The following is an 8,614-nucleotide window of genomic DNA, read 5'->3' as shown; positions in this document are numbered from 1 at the left end:
ATGGCCAACGCCGGCCCCGGCACCAACGGCTCGCAGTTCTTCATCACCGTCGACCGCACACCGCACCTGAACCGGCGGCACACCATCTTCGGTGAAGTGGTCGATCCAGAGTCTCAGAAGGTTGTCGACGCGATCGCCAACACCGCCACTGACGGCAACGACCGGCCGACCGAGGCGGTCGTTATCGAATCGGTCACCATCGCGTGACGCGGCTCAGGTGACGTCCGGTCCGGCGTAACCGGCATCAGTCAGCGCGTCGAGGACCTCCAAGGGGTCGGTGCCCAGATCCCAGCGGGAGAAAATCCGCAACCGGTCGTCGATCGTCTCGATCTCGAGAAGCCGGAGTTTGCGCCCGATGCGACGGAACTCCACGATCCGGATGATCTTGACCTGGGGGCGGCCCAATAACTGCGTTCGCCACCAGCCACGGACGACGAGGCCGTCGGGGGCGATTGCCAGCCGCGGGCGGGCGCGCCAGGAGACGACCGCAAACAAGATCAGACCCGCTGCGGCAATACCTGTGAATATCCTGCCCGGCAGGTCTGTGACCAGTATCACACAACCGATAGCCATCAGGACCCCGGCGACACCACAACCAGCGATTCCAGCCGTACGCGGCGCCCATTCAGTTTGCTGCACGAGTCCCCTAGACCCTCTCACCACCGCCGATGTAGTTATCCACAAGCGCTATCAACAATGGGGATGAATCACATCGGTGTGATTGGGTGGCGGCGGAGTTGCCAGCCCAGTAACGATCGCCACCCAAGATGAATTCAACATGGCGTACCGGTTACTCAGTGCCATCGCATTGTGAGCAACAGCCCGGTGATCATGAAAGCAAAGGCGATCGCGTAGTTCCACGGCCCCAGCTCTGACATCCAGTTCAGCGCGGTCGGTGCCGTCGAGCCGGCGGCGGCCAGTTGGAACACCATCAGCCAGATCAGCCCGATCAGCATCAGGCCCACAAACAATGCGACGAACCACGCACTGGATGGCCCGGCCTTGACCTTGACCGGCGTACGGCTCACCGCACCGACGGTGAAGTCGTTCTTCTTGCGGACCTTCGACTTGGGCATTGATACCTCGGAGCTGCGGGTGTGACGATACGACTGAAAGCCGCGAGCATTGTTCGGCTACGAGATTAACGCACACGCGGTCCAGAGAACGGAGAGCCGATGACTAGCCCGGTCCAGCCCCGTTCACCGTGGCGGTTCGGTGTGCCGCTGGTGTGCTTGCTGGCCGGCCTGCTACTGGCCGCCACCCACGGCGTCTCGGCCGGGGGCGAGATCCGCCGTAGCGATGCACCGCGCCTGGTCGACCTGGTTCGCGAAGAGCAAGCGTCGGTGGACCGGCTTACCGCCGAGCGAGACGGGCTGTCCGCCAGGATCGACTCCACGCATGGCCGGTCTGCGGACACCGCGTTGGCGGCCATGCAGGCTCGCTCGGCTCAACTTGCCGGCGAGGCCGGCCTGGATCCCGTCCACGGGCCCGCTCTGGTGGTGACCCTCAGCGACGCCCAGCGCGATGCTAACGGCCGCTTCCCGCGCGATGCGTCCCCCGACGACTTGGTGGTGCACCAGCAGGACATCCAGGCGGTGCTCAATGCGTTGTGGAGCGCCGGCGCGGAGGCGATCCAGATGCAGGATCAACGCATCATCGCCACCTCAGCACCGCGCTGTGTCGGAAACACGCTGCTGCTCAACGGGCGCACCTATAGTCCGCCCTACACGATCACCGCGATCGGCGATGCGGCCGCCATGCAGGCCGCGCTGGCTGCCGCTCCCCTGGTCACTCTTTACAAGCAGTATGTGGTTCGCTTCGGCCTCGGCTACGACGAGCAGGTCAAATCCGATGTGAGGGTCGTCGGGCACAGCGAACCGGTGCGCATGCACGTCGCTAAGCCCGCCGGCCCACTGGGCTACTGAGCAAAAGCCGCCAGCAGGGCGAACGCTAGGCTGACACGGTGCGGATCTTGGTCGTCGACAACTACGACAGTTTCGTGTTCAACCTGGTGCAGTACCTTGGCCAGCTCGGCGTCGAGGCTGAGGTATGGCGCAACGACGATGCCAGGCTGGCCGATGACGGTACTGTTGCCGCTGACTTCGACGGGGTGCTGCTCAGCCCCGGTCCGGGCACACCCGAGCGTGCCGGTGCGTCGATCGGACTAGTCGGTGCCTGCGCCGCCACGCGCACTCCGCTACTGGGCGTATGCCTTGGCCATCAGGCGATCGGTGTGGCATTCGGGGCCACCGTCGACCGTGCGCCCGAACTGCTGCACGGCAAAACCAGTAGCGTCTTCCACACGAACACCGGCGTGCTGCAAGGGCTTCCGGATCCATTCACCGCGACCCGCTACCACTCGCTGACCATAGTGCCGGAAACGTTGCCGCCCGTGCTCGAGGTGACGGCCCGCACCCGCAGCGGGGTGATTATGGGCGTGCAGCACACCGAGCTGCCGATCCATGGTGTGCAGTTCCACCCGGAGTCCATCCTGACCGAGGGCGGACATCGGATGTTGGCCAATTGGCTGGCCTATTGCGGGCAACGCCTCGACGACGGATTAGTGCGTCGACTGGAAAGCGAAATCGCCGCTACCGTGCGGCCGCTGGCCGCTACTGACCGAACTTCAGCGTGATGGCGCCGTCTTTATTCACGCCCTGGCCCGGCGCCGGGCTCTGATAGACCACCCGGTTGTGCTTGTCGCCGCCGGCATCCACATCGGCGCCCTTGACCAGCACACCCGTCCACCCCAGCGCGCGTAGCTGCGGTTCGGCGTCGGTCCAGAACAGCCCCGACAAGTCGGGCATCACAAACTGGTTGCCTCTTGAAACCTGTAACTCGATCACCGAGTCCACCGAAACCGTTGCGCCTGCAGGCGGATTGGTGGCGATCACCTCCCCGGCTGGCCGTGGGCTGTCCACCGCAGCCTGGCTGAACTTGGTGAACCCGTAGACGGTGAGGTTCTTCTGCGCGAGGTCAACGGTTTGGCCGGTCACGTTGGGCACTTCCTTGGTCGCCGGCCCCGACCCGACGACGATGGTGATCACATTGGTGATGGCCGACGTCTGGTTGGCCGGGGGGTTGGTGCCGACCACACGGCCTTTCAGTTCCGGAGTCGACGGCGAACTGACCTGCTTGAACCGGCCGAACCCGGCGGCCGTCAGCTTCTGGACCGCATCGGCGTAGCTCAGCGAGGACACGTCCGGCACCTCACGCTGCTCAGGCCCTGTTGACACGTTGACGGTGATCTCTTCGCCCGCGCCCACCGACGCGTTGGCGGTCGGCTCAGTGCCGATCACATGGTCGGGCGGCACGGTCGAATCGGGCTTTTGCTGGGTGCGGGTCTTGAAGCCGCGGTTTTGCAGCGCGGCGATCGCATCGGCGGAAACCTGACCGTGCACATCGGGCACCTGAACGCTGCGCGTGTTGCCGCCAAACGTGTTGATCAGGATGGTCACCACCACCGTCAACACCGCCAGCACGGCTACTGCGATCAGCCAGCGCCCCACTGAGCCGGCATTGCGTTCTCGCGGGAAGTCGAGCTGCTGGCGCGGTAGCGGATCGGTGTGCGGTCCGCCCCGGCCGGCCGGCGGTGTCGACGCCAGCAGCGAAGTCCGCTCCGCGGCGGTGAGGACCTTCGGCGCTTCGGGCGGCTCACCGTTGTGCACCCGAATCAGATCCGCGCGCATTTCGGCAGCAGTCTGATAGCGGTTGTCAGGGTTTTTGGCCAGCGCCTTGAGCACGACAGCGTCAAGGTCCGCCGAGATGCCCTCATGGCGTTGCGATGGCGGAATCGGGTCTTCCCGCACATGCTGGTAGGCGACCGCGACCGGCGAGTCACCGACGAAAGGCGGCTCGCCGGTAAGGACTTCGTAGAGAACACAGCCCAACGAGTAGACATCGGAGCGGGCGTCGACGGCGTCGCCGCGAGCTTGCTCGGGCGACAGGTACTGCGCTGTCCCGATCACCGCCGCGGTCTGCGTGACGCTATTGCCGCTATCGGCGAGCGCCCTGGCGATACCGAAGTCCATCACCTTGACCGCACCGGTCTTGCTGATCATGATGTTCGCCGGCTTGACGTCGCGGTGGATGATGCCGTGCTGGTGTGAGAAGTTGAGCGCCTGGCAGGCGTCGGCGATGACTTCGATAGCGCGTTGCGGCGACATCGGGCCCTCAGTGTGCACGATGTCGCGCAGCGTCACCCCGTCGACATACTCCATGACGATGTAGGGCAGCGGGCCGGCCGGGGTTTCCGCTTCGCCTGTGTCGTACACCGCGACGATGGCCGGGTGGTTCAGCGCGGCGGCGTTTTGCGCCTCGCGCCGGAAGCGTAGGTAGAAGCTTGGGTCGCGGGCGAGGTCGGCGCGCAACACTTTGACCGCCACGTCGCGATGTAACCGCACGTCGCGGGCGAGGTGTACCTCGGACATGCCGCCGAAACCGAGGATTTCGCCCAGCTCGTAGCGGTCAGACAGGTGCTGAGGGGTAGTCATTGCCGTATCTCAGGTAGGGCCGCCAACGCGGGCTGGTGCGTGCGTGAGCGGGGCGGCCCCGCTGGCTTGGATTGCCCGGCTGAATTGGACCTGCTTGCTCTGCCGTCCAGGATTACCTGTCGGCCCCCGATCCGTCCAATCGGACGGCGTCGCGGGGGCCGAGCCGCTGCTGCTGGGCGCGGTCCCGGTGTCAGTGACCGTCGGGGTGGACTGTTGGGGCTGCATGTTCTCGTTGTGGGAATTGATCACGATCAGCACCGCGATGATGATCGCCAGCGCTCCCAGCACTCCGGCTGCCCATAGCAGCGCGCGCTGACCGGAAGAGAAGGTGCGTCGCGGCGGTGGCGGACGGTGCCCTGTCGTCGCCGGCCGTGGTCGACGGGCGGCGGGCGCGCGGCCGGTGGGATTGGCGGCGACCCGGGATGGGGCACTCGAAGGAATGGCCGCTGGGGTGGCCCGGCCGGTTTGGTTCGGTCGCGGAGGCCTACGGCCAGCACGCACCGCGGCGACGGCGTCGGCGAACGGTCCCCCGCTTTTGTAGCGAAGCTGCGGGTTCTTGACGAGGGTGATCTCGATGAGCTCCCGCACGTTGGGGGGCACTTCGCTGGGCAGCGGCGGCGGCGGCTCTTTGATGTGCTTCATCGCCACCGTCAGCGCGCCGTCACCGGTGAAGGGCCGCCTGCCGGAAACAGATTCGTAGCCAACGACTCCCAGCGAATAGACGTCGCTGGCAGGTGTTGCTTCGTGCCCGAGCGCCTGCTCGGGCGCGATGTATTGGGCGGTGCCCATCACCATGCCCGTTTGAGTGACCGGGGCGGCGTCGACGGCCTTGGCGATACCGAAGTCGGTGATCTTCACCTGGCCCGTCGGGGTGATCAAGATGTTGCCGGGCTTGACGTCGCGGTGCACCAGCCCGGCCGCGTGCGCGACCTGCAGGGCGCGCCCGGTCTGCTCGAGCATGTCCAAGGCGTGTCGCAGCGACAGCTTGCCGGTGCGTTTGAGCACCGAGTTGAGCGGCTCGCCGTTGACCAGCTCCATCACCAGGTACGCGGTGCGACCCTCGCCGTTCATTGTGGTTTCGCCGTAGTCGTGCACGCTGGCGATGCCCGGGTGGTTGAGCATCGCGGTGGTGCGCGCTTCGTTGCGGAACCGCTCGAGGAATTCGGGGTCCTGGGAGAACTCCTGTTTGAGCACCTTGACCGCGACACGGCGGCCCAGCCTGCTGTCCACGGCCTCCCACACTTGGCCCATGCCGCCGGTGGCGATGAGCCGCTGCAGGCGATACCGGCCAGACAGCGTCACACCTACTCGCGCGGTCATGGTCCTCCCTGCAGCGCAGCCTCGATCACGGCCCGGCCGATCGGCGCGGCGAGGGCGCCACCGGTCGCGGATAGCCGGTCGGCGCCGTCCTCTACCAGTACCGCGACTGCCACTTTCGGCGTATGCGCCGGTGCGAAGGCGATATACCACGCATGCGGCGGAGTGTTGCGCGGGTCGGTGCCGTGCTCAGCGGTACCGGTCTTGGATGCGATCTGCACGCCGGGGATGGCCCCTTTCTGCTGTGTGACTGTCTCGGCGCCGACCATCAATTCTGTTAGCTTAGCCGCGACCTGCGGTGAAACTGCACGGCGCTGCTCATGCGGGGCGGTGCTGCCGATGTTAGCCAGGTCGGGCCCTTGCAGACTGTTGACCAGGTAGGGCTGCATGGTGACCCCGGCATTGGCGATGGTCGCGGCCACCATCGCGTTCTGCAGCGGGGTCAGCGCGACGTCCTTCTGGCCGATACTCGACATTCCCAGCGCGGCGGCGTCGGGAATCGGGCCGACGGTCGATTCGGCGACCTGCAGCGGGATGGGGTCCGGGGCGTTGTCGAACCCGAAACCCTGGGCGGTGCTGCGCAGGGCGTCGACACCGGTGGCAATGCCCAGCTCCACGAACGCGGTGTTGCAGGAATGGGCGAATGCCTCACGCAGCGACACCGTCGCCTCGGTGCCGCACGGTGTACCGCCGAAGTTCTGTAGGACCGCGGTGCTGTCGGGCAGCGGAATCGTCGGCGCCGAGGTGAGCCGGTCGTCTTCGGTCACGCCGGCCTGCAGGGCAGCAGCGGTGGTGATCACCTTGAACGTCGAGCCGGGCGGGTAAGTCTCCGAGATGGCGCGGTCGGTCAGCGGGGACGCCGGGTCGTCACGCAGGCGCTGCCAGGCCTGCGACTGTTCGTCGGCGTTGTGCGACGCCAATAGGTTGGGGTCGTAGGACGGCGATGACACCAGCGCCAGGATCTTGCCCGTCGACGGTTCCAGCGCGAGGACGGCGCCTTTGCACGGACCGCCGCAGCCCTGCTGTATTGCATCCCAGCCGGCCTGCTGCACACGCGGGCTGATGGTGGTGTCGACGTTTCCACCGCGCGGGTCGCGCCCGGTGAAGAAGTCGGCCAGCCGGCGGCCGAACAGCCGTTGGTCGGAGCCGTTGAGCACCGGGTCCTCGGCGCGTTCCAGGCCCGTGCTGGAATACCGCAGCGAGTAGAAACCGGTAATCGGTGCGTCCGCAAAAGGATTCGGATACACCCGGAGGAACTTGAAGCGGTTGTCGGTGGCTACCGAGTAGGCGAGCAGTTGTCCGCCGGCGGTGATCTGACCGCGTTGGCGCGAGTACTCGTCGAGCAGGACTCGCTGGTTGCGGGGATCGGCCCGCAGCCCGTCGGCGGTGAACACCTGGGTGAAGGTGGCGTTGAGCAGCAGCAGCACGATCAACGCCATCACGGTCACCGAGATCCGGCGCAGGGAGGCGTTCATACCCGCTCGATCAACTCAGTGCTGGCGGCTGCGATCGGCGCAGTGACGCGTGGCCGGGTGCGGAACGGGCGCCGCGCGGCGTGCGAGATATGCACCAGGATCGCCAGCAACACATAGTTCGCCAGCAGCGACGATCCCCCGTAGGACATCCACGGGGTGGTCAGCCCGGTCAACGGGATCAGCGTGGTCACGCCGCCCACGACGATGAACAGCTGGATCGCCAGCGTCGACGCCAACCCGGCCGCCAACAGCTTGCCGAAGCTGTCGCGCACCGCGATAGCGGGGCGGAGGCCGCGGGTAATCACGAAGGTGTTGAGCATCAGCAGGCTAGCCAGCCCCACCAGCCCGAGCTCCTCACCGAACGCGGCGATGATGAAATCGGTTGACGCCGCGGGCACCGTGTCCGGCTGGCCGTTGCCCAGCCCGGTACCGAAGACACCGCCGGTGGCAAAGCTGAACAGCGACTGCACAATCTGATAGCCGCTGCCCTCCGGATCGGCGAACGGGTCGAGCCATGTCTGCACGCGCAGCCGGACGTGGTCGAAAATGAAGTACGCCACAACGCTTCCCGCGGCGAACAACGCCAAACCGATGACCACCCAGCTGAACCGCTGGGTGGCCAGATACACCATCGTCAGAAACGATGCGTACAGCAGCAGCGAGGTGCCGAGGTCTTTTTCGAAGACCATCACGCCCACCGAGATGACCCACGCGGCCAACAGCGGCGCAAGGTCACGGGGCCGGGGCAAATCCATGCCGAGCACATGCTTGCCGGCGCTGGTGAACAGTCGGCGTTTAGCCACCAGCACCGCGGCGAAGAAGATCAGCAGCAGTATCTTCGAAAATTCCGCGGGCTGAATGGAAAAGCCCGGGAACCGAATCCAGATTTTGGCACCGTTCTGCTCGGAGAGGGCCCGCGGCAGCAGCGCCGGAATCGCCAAGATCACCAGGCCGGCAACGCCGCAGGTATAGCCGTAGCGGGCGAGCTTGCGGTGATCCGCCAAGAAGCTCACCACCAGCGCGAAGCCGGTCACGCCGACCAGGGTCCACAGCATCTGCTGGTTTGCACTGGGATGCGTATGGCCACCAATTGTGCCTTGGGCGATGTCGAGGCGGTGGATCATGACCAGACCGAGGCCGTTGAGTAACGCCACCACCGGCAACAGCAGCGGGTCCGCGTAGGGGGCGAAGCGTCGGACAACCAGATGCGCGCACGCGAACAAGGTCAAAAAACCCAGCACGTAACCGGCCAGGTCCCAGTGCAATCGGCGATCTTGGTTAGCTTGCACGATGAGCAGCGCTGCCGCGGTGATCACGGTGGCAAGGCAC

7 protein-coding genes and 2 pseudogenes (2 of these 9 only partly in view) are annotated in these 8,614 nt (G+C 65.9%); 3 read left to right on the top strand and 6 right to left on the bottom strand.

What is annotated here, in order from left to right; genetic code table 11:
* Positions 1–207: pseudogene (locus ACFE99_RS13560) on the top strand (peptidylprolyl isomerase) (it extends 338 nt beyond the left edge of the window).
* A gap of 6 nt (positions 208–213) precedes the next feature.
* Here ACFE99_RS13560 and ACFE99_RS13555 read toward each other — a convergent pair.
* Both ACFE99_RS13555 and crgA read right to left on the bottom strand, forming a co-directional pair.
* On the bottom strand, positions 214–639 hold the full coding sequence (locus tag ACFE99_RS13555; protein ID WP_375486066.1) for a PH domain-containing protein: 426 nt from the start codon (positions 637–639) through the stop codon (positions 214–216).
* Positions 640–794: 155 nt separating this feature from the next.
* A complete protein-coding gene (crgA, locus tag ACFE99_RS13550; RefSeq protein WP_083088093.1) occupies positions 795–1,076 on the bottom strand; it encodes a cell division protein CrgA in 282 nt (93 codons plus the stop codon).
* 99 nt (positions 1,077–1,175) lie between these two features.
* Between crgA and ACFE99_RS13545 the strand changes: the two genes are divergently transcribed.
* Together ACFE99_RS13545 and ACFE99_RS13540 are read left to right on the top strand one after the other, a co-directional pair.
* On the top strand, positions 1,176–1,925 hold the full coding sequence (locus ACFE99_RS13545) for a DUF881 domain-containing protein (protein WP_375486063.1): 750 nt from the start codon (positions 1,176–1,178) through the stop codon (positions 1,923–1,925).
* A 38-nt stretch (positions 1,926–1,963) separates the two neighbouring features.
* Positions 1,964–2,635 carry an aminodeoxychorismate/anthranilate synthase component II gene (locus tag ACFE99_RS13540; protein ID WP_375486061.1) on the top strand — a complete coding sequence of 224 codons (672 nt, stop codon included), beginning with the start codon at positions 1,964–1,966 and terminating at the stop codon, positions 2,633–2,635.
* Here the strand turns inward: ACFE99_RS13540 and pknB are convergent.
* The 4 genes and pseudogenes from pknB to ACFE99_RS13520 all read right to left on the bottom strand — a co-directional run.
* Entirely contained in the window at positions 2,613–4,493 is a 1,881-nt protein-coding gene (gene pknB, locus ACFE99_RS13535) for a Stk1 family PASTA domain-containing Ser/Thr kinase (protein WP_375486059.1), read from the bottom strand. The genes ACFE99_RS13540 and pknB overlap by 23 nt on opposite strands.
* A 9-nt stretch (positions 4,494–4,502) precedes the next feature.
* Positions 4,503–5,813, bottom strand: a complete 1,311-nt coding sequence (locus ACFE99_RS13530; RefSeq protein WP_375486057.1) for a protein kinase — start codon at positions 5,811–5,813, stop codon at positions 4,503–4,505.
* Positions 5,810–7,285: a D,D-transpeptidase PbpA gene (pbpA, locus tag ACFE99_RS13525; RefSeq protein ID WP_375486055.1), complete on the bottom strand. Its 1,476-nt coding sequence runs from the start codon at positions 7,283–7,285 to the stop codon at positions 5,810–5,812. Before pbpA ends, ACFE99_RS13530 begins: the two co-directional genes overlap by 4 nt.
* Positions 7,282–8,614 (bottom strand): annotated as a pseudogene (locus tag ACFE99_RS13520) (FtsW/RodA/SpoVE family cell cycle protein) (it continues 71 nt past the right edge of the window). The gene pbpA and the pseudogene ACFE99_RS13520 overlap by 4 nt, the downstream one beginning before the upstream one ends.

The organism is uncultured Mycobacterium sp., assembly GCF_964249325.1.
Lineage (GTDB): Bacteria > Actinomycetota > Actinomycetes > Mycobacteriales > Mycobacteriaceae > Mycobacterium.
The sequence above is the reverse complement of the archived record's forward strand: the minus strand, read 5'-3'. Positions and strand labels throughout refer to the sequence as shown.